Raw genomic sequence first — 17328 nt, 5'->3', positions numbered from 1 at the left:
TTATTTAACTTCCGGGTCCCAGTTATCACTGCCGCCAAGGATATTCTTAATTGTATACTGTTTTGCCTCCTGATCTGTTAGTTTGTGCGCCCACTGTACCCTGTTTTTAGGGTTGGCGCCCGGTCCGGTACTATTATATTCGGCATAATAGGCTGTCTTTTCCTTATCCGGGAACATGCTGTCCCCTTTCCACGGGTCCCATCCCTGGGGAATGATGTGCGTACCCATTTCGGTATTCAGAAATACCGTTTTGGCGTATGATCTCCATGGCCTGCCCAGGTATTCCTTGTTTACCGATTCATCAGCTATCAGCTTACAGTTCATCAGCACGTAGCCATATTTTTGCAAAGAGGTTGTGGCAGCAGCTGTAATGTACGAGTTGACCAGGCTTTTAATAATGCAGCGTTGGAAAACAACGGTAGCTTCGCCAAACAGGAAGTCTGTAGTGCCTTCAATATAACAATCCTGAAATAGCTCGCGCGATGTAGCGGTGGCAGTATACAGTGTATCCTGGTTGCCCAGCAGCTTACAGTTACGCACAATGCAGCGGTCGGCTTCTACATGCAGCGCCACGGCTTGTCCTACCCGGCCGGCCGAATTGATAATGGTGAGGTTTTCTGCCATGAAATTATTGCCGGCAATCAGTACAGTGTAAGAGGTGTAAGTTGAAAATTTATCCCGCCCAAAGCCATCCTTGCCACCAGGAACAGATTTACCCGAATAGTCATCATTAGTGATAATGGTATTTTTATTATCTTCTCCAATAAGTGAAATATGTGTTTTCCACGATGGTATTACCAGCTTTTCGTGATAGATACCCTTTTTGATGCGGATAGGCACCTGTATAGCACCCAGATCACGAACAGCGTTTACTGCTTCCTGTATGGTTTTAAAATCGCCGCTGCCATCCTGCGCTACTGTTATTTCTTTATAAGCCTTAGTAACAGGCTGCGCCTGGCAAACAGCAACTGCCGCCGGCAGCAACAAGCTAAGTATGATCTTTTTCATATTACATTATTTTTTCCCTTGCAACCATTCAATTTCTGTAGCTGCGAGTATAAAAGCGCCCACACCTTTGGCATCATTAGTAATTACCTTTTCACTCAGGTAATAAGCGTAGCTGCCATCACGGTAAGGCTTTCCGCCAAGGCCACCTACCTGAACAGTGCCATTCAACACTAAAAGGCCCCTGTCATCGGTACGGATAAATTTTTTTATAATGCCTGCATACCCTTTCTGTGCTGCAGATGTATAGCTGGCCGGCAAATATTTTTGACGTACAGCCTTAGCCAGCGTATATACAAACATACATGATACCGATGCTTCCTCATAATTACCTTTTTCAGTGCCTTTATCCAGCACTTGGTACCAAAGCCCGGTAGGTTTATCCTGCCAGCGCCCTACTGCTGCGGCATAACGCTGCAGGATGGCCAGCAGTTGCTTACGTCTGGGATGATTAGCCGGAAATTGATCCAGCGCGTCAACCAGCGCCATACCGTACCAGCCCATGGCCCGACCCCAAAAGTTTGGCGAACGGCCGGTTTTCGGATTGGCCCAGCGCTCTTTCTTTGATGCGTCCCAGGCATGGTACAGCAATCCTGTTTTTTCATCCCGCGAATGTTTTTCCATTAATATAAACTGCCGGGCAATGTCATTGAAAGCTGTATCCTCGTGAAAAGTGGCCGCATATTCAGCGTAAAACGGCTCGGCCATGTACAAACCATCCAGCCACATTTGGTTCGGGTAACGTTTTTTATGCCAGAAACCACCGTCAAATGTACGGGGTTGTGTACGCAATTGTTCGCGCAATGTTTGCACGGCTTTCAGGTACTTATCTTCGTGTGTTTGCTGGTAAAGCATCAGCACATTGCGGCCGCAGAGAATAAAATCAAGGTTATGGTCGGACAGGTTATAGGTACGGATGCTGCCATCGGGCTGCACGAATTTATCCATACAGTGTTTTATAAAATCGAAATACTGTCTGTCGCTGGTTTGACGCCAGATGTTTTCTATTCCCTTCAATATAACGCCCTGGTCATAGGTCCATTTGTTGCCTGTGGGCAGGCTGTCTTTCCAGATAGTCATCACCGTTTGGGCCATTTGCTGTGAATAAGGCCTGCCTGATTGTGCACTGACCGTTTGAACTGCCCATGGCGTTAATAATATAAAACCAAGTACTTGCAGGCGTAAAAAGCTTTTTATCATGAGTGTTTATTTAAATATTTTAGTTAGAAACTGGTCAATGTCATTTACCATAAGGTCAAACCAGGGCTGATATAAACAGAAGGTGTGCGGCGTATCTTTAAAACTATCAATCCGTACATATACGCCTTTTTTATCCATCATGTCTTTAAATACATCACGACCGGCATGCATTCTGTCAACCGCGCTATTCAGGAATAAAAAGGGTAGCTTATTACGTTCGGCATAAGTAAGCGGGCTGGCCTCTGTCCAGATATCAAGGTTTTCGGTCCGTTTATAACCTATCCACATAGTTGAGGCTGCAACCGTTTGCTGATTTTGAGTTTCCCAGGCGTCGGGCGCGACAAATGTGAGCGTACCATCAATATCGATCACGGCCTGTACCGAACTCGAATACCCTTTATTAGCATCCAGCGCATCGAATTTATCCAAACCCGAAGTCATTCCTACTAATGCGGCCAATTGCCCGCCAGCCGAAAAGCCCAAAACAGCGATCTTATTTGTATTGATATTAAATCTTTTAGCATTAGCGTGCAGCCATTGTATTGCCGATTTGACATCATTCACCGCCGCCGGGTAAAGCGCTTCGGTAGATAGGCGATATTCTACAGTAAAGCTTGCATAACCCAGGGCGGCCAAATGTTGTGCCAGCGGAATATGCTGCGCACGGTTACCCGAACGCCAGCCGCCGCCGTGTACGATAATGATTGCGGGTACAGGCTTTTGCTTAGTAGCCGATGGCGTAAAGGCATCAATGTGCAGCTCACGGCTGCCCACCTTGCCATAAACCAGGTTACGTGCTTCAACTACTGCTTTTGAGGGGCTATCGGGAACGATTTTAATGAACGGGTATTTCTTTACATTGTTTTTAAAATCGCTGGTGATGGAAAAAGAGGTATCCGGGGCCGTGGTCAGCCATGCTTTAGATTGAGCGGAAACTTTTGTAAGTGCAAGAAGGCCTAAAGCTAAGCCCAATAGAAGGGTTTTATTTTTCATAATGCAACCTAGTTAATACCCGATCAGATCCTACCACACGGCTGTTAATTTCTGGTGACAGCCTGCGCAGGTCTGTCAGTACAATTTCGGCCATTTTGCGGGCACCCAGTTCGTTAAAATGGGTATCGTCTTTTTTTCCGTCGGGGTAATTGGGATTTTCGCCAGGCTCCAGGTAATTGTATAAGCATTTAGACCCTTCAGGGCCAAAGCGCTGTACCAACTCCATACTTTCCTGGTCAAGATCTATCAACTGTACATGCTTTTCTAGAGCTACATCGCGTACAATCCGGGCATAACGGGCGTGGGTGTCCGTTACTGTGCCTGTGCTGTCAAAGCTGCGGCGTGTTACCGGAGTGATCAGTACAGGTATTGCCTTTTTGCTCCGCGTTTGATCAATATAAAGGATTAAGTTGTTTTTGAATTCTGTTTCTCTAGTTGCCGATTTTTTGGTAGGCACCTCATCGTTATGACCAAATTGTATCAGCACATAATCTTCTGCATTCAAATTATCGGTGATTTGTTTCCAAAGGCCGTCAGTGATGAAAGTACGGGTGCTGCGGCCATTTTGAGCTTTGTTGATTATGACTACGGTTGAGTCTAAAAAATTTTTGAAACTCATGCCCCATCCGGTCTCGGGATATGCACTTACCTTTTTATCTGCCATTGTTGAATCACCTGCTAAAAAAATGGTTAACTTTTTTTTGGGCGGGATAAAGCTTAATGTTATGCCGCCCAGCATAATAATTGCCAGGCTAAACCGATATATTTTACTTTGACGTGGTTTTTTCATAATGATGTTATAGTTATTTAGTTGGCAGTTTTTCGGGGATAATTTTCATTTCGATCAGCCACATTTCACACAGTTTGGTCCACAACTCTGTCGACCCGGGATTATTGCGTAGCGCTATGGCGTGAGCGCCTTGCGGAAATGCGTGAAAACTTACCGGCACATTGTTTTGCAACAGCGCCTGGTAAAACATCAGGCTGTTCATTGGATTTACTGCTTTATCATTAACGGCATCGGCAATAAAACATGGGGGCGTGGACCTGCTTACGTTAAGCTGGGCCGAAAAATGCCTCTTCAGAACTTCGGTAGGGTTGGGGCCGAGTAAATTTTTAACACTACCCGCATGTGCATAAGATGTACTGAGGTCAATCACCGGCGAAACGAGAATAGCGAAATCCGGACTGAACGAAACACGGTCGAGGCTATCCTTAATTGCACTGACATCGGTGGTTTGGGTAATTGTGGTAGCAGCAAGATGCCCGCCTGACGATGTACCCATGATGCCGATCTTATCAGGATCGACACCCCATTTTGCTGCGTTGATCCTGATGTAGCGAATGGCTCGCTGTGCATCCATCAACGGGCCGATTTCACGTTGCTGCAAGTCTGGAGAGTTAGGCAGGCGGTAGTTAAGCACAAATGCCGAAACGCCCATGGTGTTGAACCATTTAGCCAGTTGCAGCCCACTAATTATATAGGCAAGCCGCTCATAGCCGCCGCCCGGACAAATAACTACTGCGGCACCCTTATTTTCCTGTTTTCCGGGAAAGAACGCGTACACGCCTGGTAGCATTACCCTGTAGATGCGTTCATTGGCTACGCTGTCGGTAAGCCGCAGGTTTTTAGAGTTTGGGATATGACCATGTGGCCATATCTCCATAAAGGTTTGCGCCTGTGTACTGGCTGAAAAGATCATTAATGCCAGTACGGTCAATTTGAAAAGCAAATGTTTCATCATTTATCTTGTCGGATTATTTTCTTATTGTTAATGCAGATTTATCCGCTCCATATTTAAATTCTGCCACCTGGCCGGCCGAGCTGATATCTGTGTGCAATAAGTCAACCTGCCCCATATACTTGCCATTGATACTCAACAACAGATAGGGCTTTGCCGCTGATGCAAGGTTATCGATCGTGATTTTGTTACTGTTCTCTATATGAACCAACGGTTGGGTGGTTTTGCATAGCAGCATTACTTTGGTCAGGCTAACGTCGCTGGCATCAATAATTTCGGCTCCATGATCCGCCTTGATCGAAATATTTTCCAGGTGGATGTTATTGATGCTCATTTCAGGCAGGCCGCGGATGAGCATGGCCCGGTTGGCGCCATCGCATACTACATTATTAATATAAAAATTACGGAATTGAGGGGTTCCTGCGTCAACAGGTGGCTTTTCTTCGTCACCGCCGGTTTGAGCCAATGAAGGTGCCTTAGTAAAATAATACATATCAAACAGGATCGCATCGTGCACAATATTGCGCATGGAAATATTACGGATATAGATATTTTTAACCACACCGCCACGCCCTCTTACTGTTTTAAAACGCAAGCCGTTGTCGGTGCCAAAAAAACTGCAGTCTGAAACAAAAATATCATGTGCGCCTCCTGACATTTCGCTGCCGATAACGAAGCCACCGTGGGCGCTGTATACCACATTGTTTTGGATCAAAATGTTTTGACAAGGTTTGCCAACTTTTCTGCCTTCTTCATCTTTTCCCGACTTGATACAGATCCCGTCATCTCCGGCATCAATAGTGCAATTAACCACCAGCACATTTGAGCAGGATTCAATATCCATACCGTCACCGTTCTGCGCATTTGACGGATTGCGGACATGCACGCCATCAAATGTCAGGTCTTCACATTGCAGCATATGAAGGCACCAAGCTGCGGAGTTTTGAAAGGTTGTACCCTGTATCAGCACCTTTTTACAGTTACTGAATACGATGAGGTTGGGGCGAAAAAAATCTTTTATATCCTGGTAATCGCCCAGCTTTTTGACGGTTTGTATATAGCCTGCATTCCGGATGCGGGCACCTTTAGCATAGCTGGCCGAAGGGTACCAGGTACGGCCATCATCGCTAAGCTCACCGCCCGAAGCGATGAGTGCTTTCCAATCGCGGTCGGTAACATTGTCTTTACCCATTGCGCGCCAAACCTCTCCATACCCGTCAACAATACCCTCGCCGGTAATGGCGATGTTCTGCAGATCCTTACCCGAGATCGGAGACTGATTTCGGATGGACTTGTGTCCTTCAAAGTTCCCTTCAATAAGGCCGAAACTGCTTTTATCAGATGTAAACTGTAATACAGCAGCTTGGCTGAGATGAAGATTGACATTGTTTTTCATCACAATAGGACCGGTTAACCAAAATCCGGGAGGGATAAGTACAACGCCGCCACCGTGCTCGCTGCACGCGTTAATAGCGGTGTTGATGCTTTGCGTATTAAGCGTGAATCCGTTTGCTTTGGCACCAAATTTTTCAATGCTAAAGGTGTCGGTTTTAAAGGATGGTAATTCGGCTGTTGGCAAATGGTGCCAGGAATAAACGGCGGTGTTTTTTTGCCCGTTTGCTTCTAAGCATAGGCAAAATAATAAAATTGCTAATAAGTTCAGTTCTTTAAGATGCATGTTATGTCGGGTATATGTTCATCAGCAAATAGCTGGCCCATGAAATATTGGATAGGGGAAAAAAAACTTTTCAGAGGAACAGATCTACAGTTGGTTGAGCAAACATATTAACATAACCCTATCCTGAGGTTTAAAAATTGGTCTAAAATGTTCAATAATTGAAGCTTTTTCGCAATAAATTCAGTTTGTTTTGTCTTTGTTTGATCTATTCTATATGGGGTATATTAAATGGCTGGTGGGCTTGAACAGTTGATGAACTCAAATTTTGCAGAGGAGGATATAATAATTATCAATACTGAATTGAGAAAGCCTATAAACTAAATCCGCTGGTACGCAATATAAGGTGGATATTCCGGGAGGCTTGACCCTGCGATTCTGTGCCGAAAGCTTATTCAGTTATGTAAGTTGAATCATTAAACAGTTAATATGTGAGATTATCAGCTCGATCAATGTGTTTCGGAACTATTGGTTTGATAATTCGGAATAAGGCGGGCAATGGCCTCAGAATATCCAAACGGGATCTCTAACATAAGCGACAATGTATTATCTAAAATAACTAGTAGGGAGAGTTATATTATAAACACCATAGTAGAGAACTATCAAAGTTTTCTACTATAGATAAACCTGATTGAACTTAATTTATCTTACTAATCAACTTTAAGATTTTTCGTTAGAAGCATCATCTCGATCAAGAATTTTTGAAAAATCGCCTATGTCGATCAATTCTTCCACAAAATGGTGCAGATTCTGCACCGTTATCCACCTTTTATGAGGCAGATTATAAAAAAAACTTTGTTAAGTTCCCAATTGCTGTAGAAAAATGTTCAGATCCTCTTCTTTTTCCAGGCCTAACTTTTGTTTTATTCTGTAACGGCTCATTCTTACACTTTTAGCTTCAATGTGCATGAGCTGGGAAATTTGCCTGGTATCCATTTTAAGATACAGGTATGCGCAAAGTTTTAGGTCGAGCAGGGTGAGTTTTTTTTTTGCCTTATCATTAAGAAGATGAAAAAAATCGGGATGCACATGTTGTATCTGCAATGTTGCATGTTCAAAGTCATTATCCAGCATCATTTCTTCTTTTAATATTCGCTGCATATTTATAGGATCGCCCTCGGTTAGTTTGTCTTTTATATTGTGTAGCATCCGGTTCTTATGTTCCAGTTGAAGGGTATTGGCCATCACTTCTAATTTTAGTTGCTGCTGTTGTGTTTCCAGTAATTGCTGTTCTGCCCTAAGCCTGGCTTGTTCTTCTTTTTCCAACTTTACCTGCAATTCTGATTCTTGATTTTCCAATTGCAATTGTTTTTCCCGTTGCAGGGAGTACCGTAATTTAAAATGATAGGACCGGAACATAAATAACAAGCCCAGGAGAGAGGCGAGCGCGATATAACCATACAGATAATTTTGCAGCCTGCGACTTTTCTCCTGTTCCTTTAATACTTGCATTTCACTGTTTTTTTTTTCAGTCTCGTATTGTATTTCCAGCTTTTGAGCATTAAGGGCTTGTTGCTGGTTAAAGTTTTTCCTGGTATATTCCGTTACCTCTTTTTGAAAACTCAGCCCTTGCTGATAGTCACCTTTTTTTTCATAAAAATCTGACAAAGCCTGCACCACATTGATCATGGTATAGTAATATGGGGGCTGCTCGGTTTTCATGACGCGGTAAGCTTCCTGCAAATAATTTTCCTGCTGGAGACTGTTACCATCGCGGCGGGCATATTCGCTTAGTATGCCCAAACTGCTGGCTATAATTTCCTGGCTGTTACCTGCATTTTTTAATACAGACCGGGCACTGCCGGCATAACGGATAGCCAGGTCCCGGGCATTTTTATCTGTTGCGGGAAAATATTTCAAATAGGCGTCGGCAATATTAATACAGGCGATAGCATAAGTATTATCAGCCACCTGGCCAGGATATTGCCGGTAAAGCATTTCTGATCGGTTCAGGTAAAATAAGGTACTGTCGAGCTCGGTTTTGGTTTTTGATTTATTGTAGTTGTATTCATGGGCTACCGATAATGCGGTATAGCAATTACTGAGCAGGTTGTAATCTTTAGCTTGCAAGGCGTTTTCAGTGGCTTTACGGGCATAAAAATTCACTTTGGATTCGTTGTTCCAGTCGGAATTTACTACGTAAAGCCGGTAATATATCTTGGAGGCTATAAAAGGGTCGGCCTTTTTTTCCAGTTCCTTTAAGCCCAGCTGGGAGTATTTCACCACATTTTCCGCATCGCCCAGCGATTTATACAGCCATACCCGCGAATAATAGGCATAGGCCATAGCGATAGGGTCATTAGCTTGCTGTGCCATGGTTAGTGCGGTATCGCATGTTTGTTTTAAGCTGGCAAACTGTTGTGTGGTTGCTTTAATATTGGCCAGCAGTGTATACGCTTTTACCGCTTCGGTAAAGTTTTTATGTTTCAACGATAAGGCGATGCATTGTTTTGCGTTGGCTATGGCTGTATCATAATTTTTATTGATCCTGTTTGCTTCGGCCAGTTGGTTAAGTAAAGCAGGCTTTTCTTTCTCGTTTAGTGCCACGTTATCAATAACTGATCGTAAGCTGTCTGATACTGTAGTTTGTGCCCGGGCTGCAAATGATAGCCCGATAAAGCAGGCACCTATAAGTAGTTTATACCGCAAATACGTCATCCAGCCAAATTACTATAAATAGCCGATAGTTAATTCAAAAACCCATGAATTTGTAGATGGCGTAAATTTATAACTAAAATATAATCAGCTTGTTGTAAAATATGTAGATGTATTGTAGACGCATTTGTGTAGATGGGTAGACACTTTGTAGCATGCCGAAATTAGGTATTCTGTTGTAGTTGCCTGCAATTTTGTTGTGACAGTGTTGCCGAATGGAAAACGATAAGTTCAGCTGTTTTTCATCTCATATTCAAAAAAAAATGATATGCCACAACAACAAAGCATAGTAGACATTGAACAGTTACAATCAATTTATAATGAAGGCAATTACCCGGAATGCCTCGAAGGCACAGATCTTTTCCTGATTTTTAACCCCCAGGATCCGGAGGGTTTGTTGCTTAAAGCGAAGTGTGCATACCAGCTATCTTATAATAATGAAAATGCGGATGACCTCTTAGCTGTAGCCATTAACAGTTTTGAAGAGCTGTTGAAATTAATCCCTGCTCATGAAGAGGCCATGTTGTATTTGGCCTATATCAACATTTTCATAACGGGTATAAATTTACCGGAATCCATAGAGTACTGTAATGAGTTGGCAGCATCTGTCCAGTTGAGTACTAGGATTAAGGCGATCACGTACCGTCAGGAAGCCTATTATCAAACAGATGATGTAGACAGCGCATTGAAGGATCTGGATCTGTTAATAAAGCTAAACAAGGCGCACACAATTGAAAACCGCAGTTTCGCAGATCACGAGCAAGGCCGGTTGTACGCTAAAAAAGCTAACCTTTATCTGGAGCATAAAAATGACCCTGCTAAAGCCTTGGAAACCTTTAAGGAAGGGCTAGTTCACCGATATAAGGATGTGAACATTTATTGCCTGATCGCTAATCTTGCGCTCGAGAGTGAGGACTATGAATTGGGTGGAGACATGGCCCGGATAGCTTTGTTTTCGGGCAGCGCTGATGCTGATACCGATGAAAATTTAATTACATTGTATTACAGGCTGAAGGAGTTGAGCAGGCAAGGTGTCATCAACAAACCCATCATATATGCCATGTTCATCGCGCTTAAGATATACCCCGAGCGTTTAGAATGTGATATGGTTGGATTGTTGAATTTCGCGCAGCATTATATCAAGATATATCCCGACTGGATTATTCCTTACCATTATGCCGGAGCTGTGTTATACGAAGCGAAAAGCTATAGTGAGGCACTCCCATACTTGCAAAAGAGTGTAGAATTAGGAGGACTAGCCCTTGGTTTGCAACGCTTCATTGAAGTATCGTACCGGATAAACGGGCAACTGCCAACAATAGAAAAATGGCCGGAAGATTCTGCTGTTATGTATTACAATGCCGGAGTAAGCTTTTTCTACGAATCAGAAAGTGAAATCAGTAACGTAACTATCGCCCGGGATTTGTTGCAGATGAGGGTGAATTTTTATAAAATATCATACGAGGGCTTTTATGACTATTTCTATAACGATAAGGGGAATGGAGCTGCCAATGAGCCGCATATTTTCGCGATGTGCTGTAATAACTATGGCATAGCCTTACGGGAATTAGGAGAATATGATAAGGCTGTGGAAGTGCATAAACTGGGTTATACTTTATCGCCTTTCTGGGAGCAATTGTATAGTCTGGGAACTGCGCTGATAGCTCTCCAAAGATATGAAGAGGCTATTGAGGTGCTGGAGCAAGCCACCGCTTATAGCAGTGAGTATTTAGGATTTGAAGATTATATTGATCTAAGAGGTAAGCAGCTGACAGCCATTTATGGTCTGGGTCGCAAGGATGAGGCCAGGGAACTTTTAACCTCGATAGAAGAGGAGTACAATAGCTTTATTAAAACCTCTCGGAACGATCTTACCGAGCAGGAATTGTTTGTATTGAGCCAAAGATATATTGTAGTTCAAAATATACGTCAGGACTTGTTAGGGGAGGCAAGCCTGGAAGAGGCTACCGAAACCTGGAAAGATCAACTCGATAAAAATCCTGATGACAACTCCTCATGGTACATGCTGATGCAAAATTACTATCAACTGAAGGATTATAATCAGTGTATTGCCTGTGCCAATAATTATCAGTCGGTAAAAGGCGACGCCATTACCATGGAATCAATTCAAAAGGTGTATTACGTGCGGGGTATGTCATACCTGTACCTTGGAGATTATGTTACGGCGAAAGAAAATCTGCATATCCTGCTTGATAATTGCCAGCAGGGAAATGAAAGTGACAAAAGCATCATTTGCGACACCAATATAAGCCTGGCGCAATGCAGTTATGCTTTACAACAATGGGATGAATGCATGGACTTTTCATTGGCAGCGGTAGCCTGTTACGACAGAAACGGATGGAAATGGGATAAAACATGGATAAAGGCTGCGCTGCAGTACGCGGACGGCTGTAAAATGGCCGGGGAAAATGATGCAGCGATAGATACCGTGAGTAATATTCTGAAAGTGGCACCCGAAAATGAGAAAGCCCTGCAAAGAAAACGGGAATGGAAATCGGGTGGGCTTTTCTCTTTTTTTAAAAGAAACTAAAAAAGTAAAGCAATACATTTTTAATTAGTTATCATCAGTATTATAACCTTAGTAAATATGGCTTTACCTTTTTATAGAAATTATTGAATCAATAACGCCTGATCCTAATTTGCTGATGTGGAAGTTTGCAAATGCAGATAAAGCCATTCAGGCCGATTTTGAAATATATAATCAAACTCAGGATGCTTACCGAACAAAGTATCAACAATTATTTGCCGATGCTCAAGGCGGCAATGTGGCCGATGATATTAACTTTTAAACCCCACCTCATTTTATATTGAGCCTGTTTTGCTTCAGTCCGCTGGTTGAGCAAGGCGGGTTTTTCTTTTTCATTGAATGCCACATTACCAATAACCGATCGCAAACTATCTGATAAGGTATTTTACGTGGAGGCACCAACTGATACCCCCATAATACAAGCCCCGATAATAGGTTATACAGCAAAAAAAGTTATCAGCCAAATTACTATAAGTTGATGAGGGTTGGTGTGAAAATACTTGAAATAGTAGCTGTGTTTTATTTGTAATATTAATATAATCAATGTGTTATAATTGTTGTAGATGTATTGTAGACGCTTTTCTGTAGTTGAGTAGACGCTTTGTAGCATGCTGAAATTAGGCATCCCGTGCTTGTTCTCCGCAAATTTGTCGTGGCAATATCGCCGGACGAAAATCTAAATTATCATGAATAACAAAACATTATCCATCGTATCGTACATCACCCTTATCGGGTGGCTGATCGCTTATTTTTCAGGAAAAGATAAAGCCGATGCTTTGCTCAGGTATCATTTAAAACAGTCATTGGGCCTGGCTATTGTGAGTATTGCTCTCAATGTTATTTTAAATTTTATTGTATCGCTGGTGCCTTCGCTTGCTTTCCTGGGCATAGTTGGTTGGGTAATTATCGTATTCTGGATACTGGGTATGATCAACGCGGCCAACAAAGCACTCAAACCTGTTCCGGTTTTTGGTAAAGCGTTCGAGAATAGTTTCGCTTTTATTGGTTAATTATTCAAAAATATACATCAATGCAACCACTAAAATATTTTGAACAAGAAGGGAATACCTATCGCGTGAAAATACAGAAGGGTATGTTCTATTTTCTTTCCTTGCCCTCATTCGGAGGTATGGTTGCTACTTTGATTTATGGAAGCAGCAAAGGCGCCTATTTTTTTGCGGCATGCCTGGGGATTTTGGGTACGATAGGGATTTTGTGCACCACTGCCAAAATAAGCTTTAACACAGCTGCCAGGAGAATGACTTTTAAAACATTTTTCTTTACTCCCGAAAAGGAATACAGCTTTGATGATTTTGATCATTTCCTGATCTCCAAAATGACCAATATCGGCATCACTCTTAATGTATCAGCTACCATGATCTTTAATAAGAACGGCAAAGAAAAGCGGATACTGGTACGACAAGGCTTTTTTGTTACCAAGCCCCTTCAAAACTTTACAGATGAACTGAGCGATATTATGGGCTTGCCTAAATAGGATCAGGTATATAACCGGCTTTAAATTAAAATTAATCGACAATGAAACGCGGTTTTTCCATATTCTGGATGCTTTACATGTTGTTTTTCGCTATCCCGTTTCCGATGCTCCTGTATTATAACATCAAGAGCGAAGAACCGCTTGATATTGAAGGATCGAACCCCTGGCTTTCATTGGGTTTGGTGGCTTTGTCGATGGTGTTTTGGATCATCTTGTTGGCAGGATATTATCGTAAATGGGTTTTGCAGGTGTTTTCGGCCAAACGTAATATGGAGAGCCTTAAAAAAAATGGGGTGCGGCGCGAGGCCAGGATACTGGAATCAGTTAATCTAACAAAGCCCAATGCCGGGTACAATACCTATGAGCTTAGCCTGAGTTTTAAAAATCTGGCTAATACCGAGATCATACAAAAGGCAGGTATAAATGATATGAAGCCCTGTGAGCGCCGTTTTGAAGTGGATAAAAGGGTAGGATTGCTAATTGACAAGGAGATGAAACATATCCCGTATTTTATTTTTGAAAATAGTGAGGGCAGTATCCGTAAAGGAGTGATCGCGCTGATAAACCTGGGCTGGCTGACGCTTTTGACCGTTGTGGTTGGCTATTACATATATTCTTACCAAACTGAAAGCGAGGGGATGGGTTGGCGTTTTATGAGCTTTGGGCATCCTTTGTTGATTTGCCCGGCTGTGCTGTTGTTTTATCGTGTCCTACTTGGTTTTATCACTGGTAAGCTAAGCGGTGTTCCTGATGATGCTCCCTTAATTAAATTTAAAGGGGTCAGAACAACGGCTAAACAGATCTCAGCAAACCTTACCGGCACCTATATTAACGAGCAACCGATGGTAAACTTCGAACTGGAATTTGTGGATTATCAAAATCATACACACAGGGCCAGTATCAAAAAAATTGTAAGCCTGCTGGATCTGGATAGTACGAGGCAGAAAACGGCCGATATTTTTTATCTGAAAGAAGACCCCCGAAAGATAGCTTTTACCAGCGATTTAAATGAAATAAGTTAAACTTATGAAAGCATTAAACGCCTTTATGATCACACTCGCAGTTTGCAGCTTTGGTTTCTCGGGCTGCAAACAGATTGTCAAAAGTGTGAAGGATACGTTTAAACCTAAACCAAACACACCCGTGTTAAGCAAGCCTGTGCAGGTGCAATCGATAATTGACAGTTCAACTAATCAGGCCATAATCCAGATACAACAGCAACTAACTACGGCACTGTCAAAAGTTCATATGACTACACATACGACTAAGACCGTACACAAAAAGAATATAAACTTTTTAATTAACACCGCAGCGCTGAGAAACGCAGAAATGACTTTAAGAAATCTCCCGCAATACCGGGGCAAAGAGATCTTCATTTACCAGTCGGCGCATTTTTATGATAACGGGAGCATCAGTATTATGCTCCGCCATCCCGAAAATCCTGATTATGTAGATAGCTATGAGTACCAGAATGGCTTCTGGTCAAAACCCAAACCCGAACAGCTGTCTGTAAATGCTGATATAGACAACAGGTCAGTTTCCCTGGACGAGGTAGACTTTACCAGTATAGCCAACATTACCCGCCTATACAACCAAAAGGCGGCGCAGATTGAAGGCGCTAAGCCAACAACGAGCGCCTACATGGTGGTTTGGGATAAAGTGATGCGCTGGTACCCAACCACGATCAATGGCAACCGCGAGCGATACTCCATACAATTCAACAGCGATGGTACTTTAAAAGATTTTAGGCGGGATTAAAAACTTCAATACAAAAAACATAAAATGGAACGCTATAATTTAAAAATTATGGGAGGCAGGCTGAGTTTTCAGCCGATGCGCAACTACCGGATCAATATCATTATTTCTGCCACGGCAGCGACAGCCGTATTTATCATAGTACCCATGCTAAACTTAGGTCATGAAACCACATGGGGGGCGCTTTCATTAGGCATTGTGCCAGCGCTTTACGCCATTTATGATTTTTTGTTCAGGGTAAATGTTACTTATGAGTTTGATCAGTATGCCAAAACCATTTACCGCAAATTGCCGGGTTTATATACCCGCAAACTAATGGACTTTGAAGATATGCACCTGCTGCCTGTGGAGGCAGATGGCTTGCTGCACTATGCCATTTCACACAAAAAAAATAAATACGGCAAAAGCTATACCATTAGTCACTCCTTTGGCAGCACTATAAAAGGCAGGAAGAAACAGGAAGAATTTGAAACAGAAGTGTTAGCAGTTGTAGAGGCCTTCTTACAGCGCAGGTCCGGATGAGTTTCGTACGTAGATCAGGCTGTACCCATAGTTACGGATAGCTGTTCCCATATGAAAGCCTGTTACTAACGCCCTTCGCAGTCTGTGTTGTTGTGTGAAATTATTAATCAATAATCGGAAATTTTCCGATTATTGATTGTTTTTATTACATATTTATGTTGAATTATTTTTATTAAATCGGAATTGTTCCGATTTAATAACTGTATTTTTACATATGAATTTTGACGATGCGTTAGCGGCTTATGCGGAGGAACCCCTGACCCGGCAGGTCATACTGCCCTTGCTGAACGGGTACAAGCGGCCAAATGATAAAATAGCTGAACTAGTAAAGGCGGGCGCATTGGCGACGATCAAAAACGGCCTCTATGTCCCCGGTCCTGCAAGCAAGGTTTCCGGTCCCGAGCCATTCCTGATCGCCAACCACCTTTGGGGGCCGAGTTATATCTCCTTCGAGACCGCGCTTTCTTATTGGGGCTTTATCCCCGAGCGGGTCTACGAGATCAGTTCTGTTACAGTAAAGATATCCAAGGCATACAGGACCAGTGCAGGCAGGTTTACGTACCGGCACGCCCCTTTGCCTTATTATTCCTTTGGCATTAAGAGTACCCGGCTTTCTTCCCGGCAAACGGTCCTGATTGCTTCCCCGGAAAAAGCACTCTTTGATAAAATCGCTATGACCGCAGGCGTTCACCTAAGGAGCGTGCCACAGGTACTTACCCTGCTGATCGAAGACCTGCGTATCGAAAAAGACAAATTGCGGGAAATCGATACAAAAATGATGAATACCTGGATCACCGATGCGCCGAAGCGGTCCAGTTTAAATATGTTGATTACAACGCTGAACACGCTATGATAGAAGAATGGCTGAAAGAATATAACCCGAAAAACCAGCAACAGGCCTTTGATGCCATGCGGGAGATCATGCAGGAAATAGCGTTGGCGGGGCTCAGCAGGACAGGTTTTTTCGAGCAGGCCGCATTTTATGGGGGCACCGCGTTGCGCATTTTTTACGGGTTGAACCGGTATTCCGAAGACCTGGACTTTTCCTTACGGAGACCGGACCCGGACTTTTCACTCGAACCGTATTTCGAGGCGATTGTCAACGAATTTGCATCGCTGGGCATCACGGTCAGCATCAATGAAAAAGATAAGGCCATCGAATCCAGCGTTGAATCCGCCTTCCTGAAATCCGATACGGTCTGGAAAGAACTGGTGCTGGAAGGCATTGTTCCGCAAAACGGCGTTAAACTGATGCCACACATGAAAATAAAAATAGAAGTGGATACGGTACCGCCTTTAGGGTTCAATACGGAAGAAAAACTGTTGACCCGCCCCTTTTCGTTCTATGTCAAGACGTTTACGCAGCCGAGCCTGTTCGCTGGAAAAATGCATGCCCTTTTATTCCGGAAATGGAAAAACAGGGTAAAAGGACGGGACTGGTATGAGCTGGAATGGTATATCAGGAAGGGTATCCCGCTCGACCTGCATCATTTTCTCCTGCGCGCCAGGGATACCGGCGTGTGGAATGAAGAGACGATCTCCGAAGAGCAATTACTGGAACTTCTCCGGCAAAAAATAACTGCTGTAAATTTCGATAGCATCAGGGACGACGTGGTCAGGTTTATCCCGGACGATTCAGGTTTAAAGATCTGGGCCCCGCAATATTTCCTGGACCTCCTGGAAAAACTGAAGTTTAAAAAATAAAACAGACAGGCTGTTATTGGACTGGTAAAGTGCC

The 17328-nt window shown here is 43.2% G+C and carries 16 protein-coding genes; 9 read left to right on the top strand and 7 right to left on the bottom strand.

All coding sequences use genetic code 11. From position 1 onward, the window contains the following. From SNE25_RS26230 to SNE25_RS26200, 7 genes are all read right to left on the bottom strand, one after another. Positions 1 to 1008 (bottom strand): pectinesterase family protein, encoded by a 1008-nt coding sequence (locus SNE25_RS26230; RefSeq protein WP_321561987.1) that lies wholly within the window; start codon positions 1006 to 1008, stop codon positions 1 to 3. Positions 1009 to 1014: 6 nt separating this feature from the next. Further along, on the bottom strand, positions 1015 to 2205 hold the full coding sequence (locus SNE25_RS26225) for a glycoside hydrolase family 88/105 protein (protein WP_321561986.1): 1191 nt from the start codon (positions 2203 to 2205) through the stop codon (positions 1015 to 1017). 6 nt (positions 2206 to 2211) lie between these two features. Then, positions 2212 to 3198, bottom strand: a complete 987-nt coding sequence (locus SNE25_RS26220; RefSeq protein WP_321561985.1) for an alpha/beta hydrolase — start codon at positions 3196 to 3198, stop codon at positions 2212 to 2214. After that, complete coding sequence (locus SNE25_RS26215) at positions 3188 to 3988, bottom strand: rhamnogalacturonan acetylesterase (protein WP_321561984.1); 801 nt, start codon at positions 3986 to 3988, stop codon at positions 3188 to 3190. The genes SNE25_RS26220 and SNE25_RS26215 overlap by 11 nt, the downstream gene beginning before the upstream one ends. Positions 3989 to 4001: 13 nt before the next feature. Next, positions 4002 to 4943: an alpha/beta hydrolase gene (locus tag SNE25_RS26210; RefSeq protein WP_321561983.1), complete on the bottom strand. Its 942-nt coding sequence runs from the start codon at positions 4941 to 4943 to the stop codon at positions 4002 to 4004. A 13-nt stretch (positions 4944 to 4956) separates the two neighbouring features. Then, positions 4957 to 6618, bottom strand: coding sequence for a glycoside hydrolase family 28 protein (locus tag SNE25_RS26205; protein ID WP_321561982.1), 1662 nt, complete (start codon positions 6616 to 6618; stop codon positions 4957 to 4959). Between the two features lie 795 nt (positions 6619 to 7413). Further along, on the bottom strand, positions 7414 to 9273 hold the full coding sequence (locus SNE25_RS26200; RefSeq protein ID WP_321561981.1) for a hypothetical protein: 1860 nt from the start codon (positions 9271 to 9273) through the stop codon (positions 7414 to 7416). 265 nt (positions 9274 to 9538) lie between these two features. Between SNE25_RS26200 and SNE25_RS26195 the strand changes: the two genes are divergently transcribed. The 9 genes from SNE25_RS26195 (at position 9539) to SNE25_RS26155 (ending at position 17294) form a co-directional block, all read left to right on the top strand. Next, positions 9539 to 11821 carry a tetratricopeptide repeat protein gene (locus tag SNE25_RS26195; RefSeq protein ID WP_321561980.1) on the top strand — a complete coding sequence of 761 codons (2283 nt, stop codon included), beginning with the start codon at positions 9539 to 9541 and terminating at the stop codon, positions 11819 to 11821. A 115-nt stretch (positions 11822 to 11936) separates the two neighbouring features. After that, positions 11937 to 12080 carry a hypothetical protein gene (locus SNE25_RS26190; protein WP_321561979.1) on the top strand — a complete coding sequence of 48 codons (144 nt, stop codon included), beginning with the start codon at positions 11937 to 11939 and terminating at the stop codon, positions 12078 to 12080. Positions 12081 to 12504: 424 nt separating this feature from the next. Beyond that, a complete protein-coding gene (locus tag SNE25_RS26185; RefSeq protein WP_321561978.1) occupies positions 12505 to 12828 on the top strand; it encodes a DUF4870 domain-containing protein in 324 nt (107 codons plus the stop codon). 20 nt (positions 12829 to 12848) lie between these two features. Beyond that, entirely contained in the window at positions 12849 to 13313 is a 465-nt protein-coding gene (locus SNE25_RS26180) for a hypothetical protein (protein WP_321561977.1), read from the top strand. A 41-nt stretch (positions 13314 to 13354) separates the two neighbouring features. After that, positions 13355 to 14335: a hypothetical protein gene (locus SNE25_RS26175; protein ID WP_321561976.1), complete on the top strand. Its 981-nt coding sequence runs from the start codon at positions 13355 to 13357 to the stop codon at positions 14333 to 14335. Positions 14336 to 14339: 4 nt separating this feature from the next. After that, positions 14340 to 15071: a hypothetical protein gene (locus SNE25_RS26170; RefSeq protein WP_321561975.1), complete on the top strand. Its 732-nt coding sequence runs from the start codon at positions 14340 to 14342 to the stop codon at positions 15069 to 15071. A gap of 24 nt (positions 15072 to 15095) precedes the next feature. Continuing rightward, entirely contained in the window at positions 15096 to 15590 is a 495-nt protein-coding gene (locus tag SNE25_RS26165; RefSeq protein WP_321561974.1) for a hypothetical protein, read from the top strand. A gap of 214 nt (positions 15591 to 15804) precedes the next feature. Further along, positions 15805 to 16443: a type IV toxin-antitoxin system AbiEi family antitoxin domain-containing protein gene (locus SNE25_RS26160; protein ID WP_321561973.1), complete on the top strand. Its 639-nt coding sequence runs from the start codon at positions 15805 to 15807 to the stop codon at positions 16441 to 16443. Then, on the top strand, positions 16440 to 17294 hold the full coding sequence (locus tag SNE25_RS26155; RefSeq protein ID WP_321561972.1) for a nucleotidyl transferase AbiEii/AbiGii toxin family protein: 855 nt from the start codon (positions 16440 to 16442) through the stop codon (positions 17292 to 17294). Before SNE25_RS26160 ends, SNE25_RS26155 begins: the two co-directional genes overlap by 4 nt. The last annotated feature ends 34 nt before the right edge of the window (positions 17295 to 17328 follow it).

Source organism: Mucilaginibacter sabulilitoris (genome assembly GCF_034262375.1).
GTDB classification, from domain to species: Bacteria; Bacteroidota; Bacteroidia; order Sphingobacteriales; family Sphingobacteriaceae; genus Mucilaginibacter; species Mucilaginibacter sabulilitoris.
This window is presented reverse-complemented; position numbering and strand designations above follow the sequence as displayed.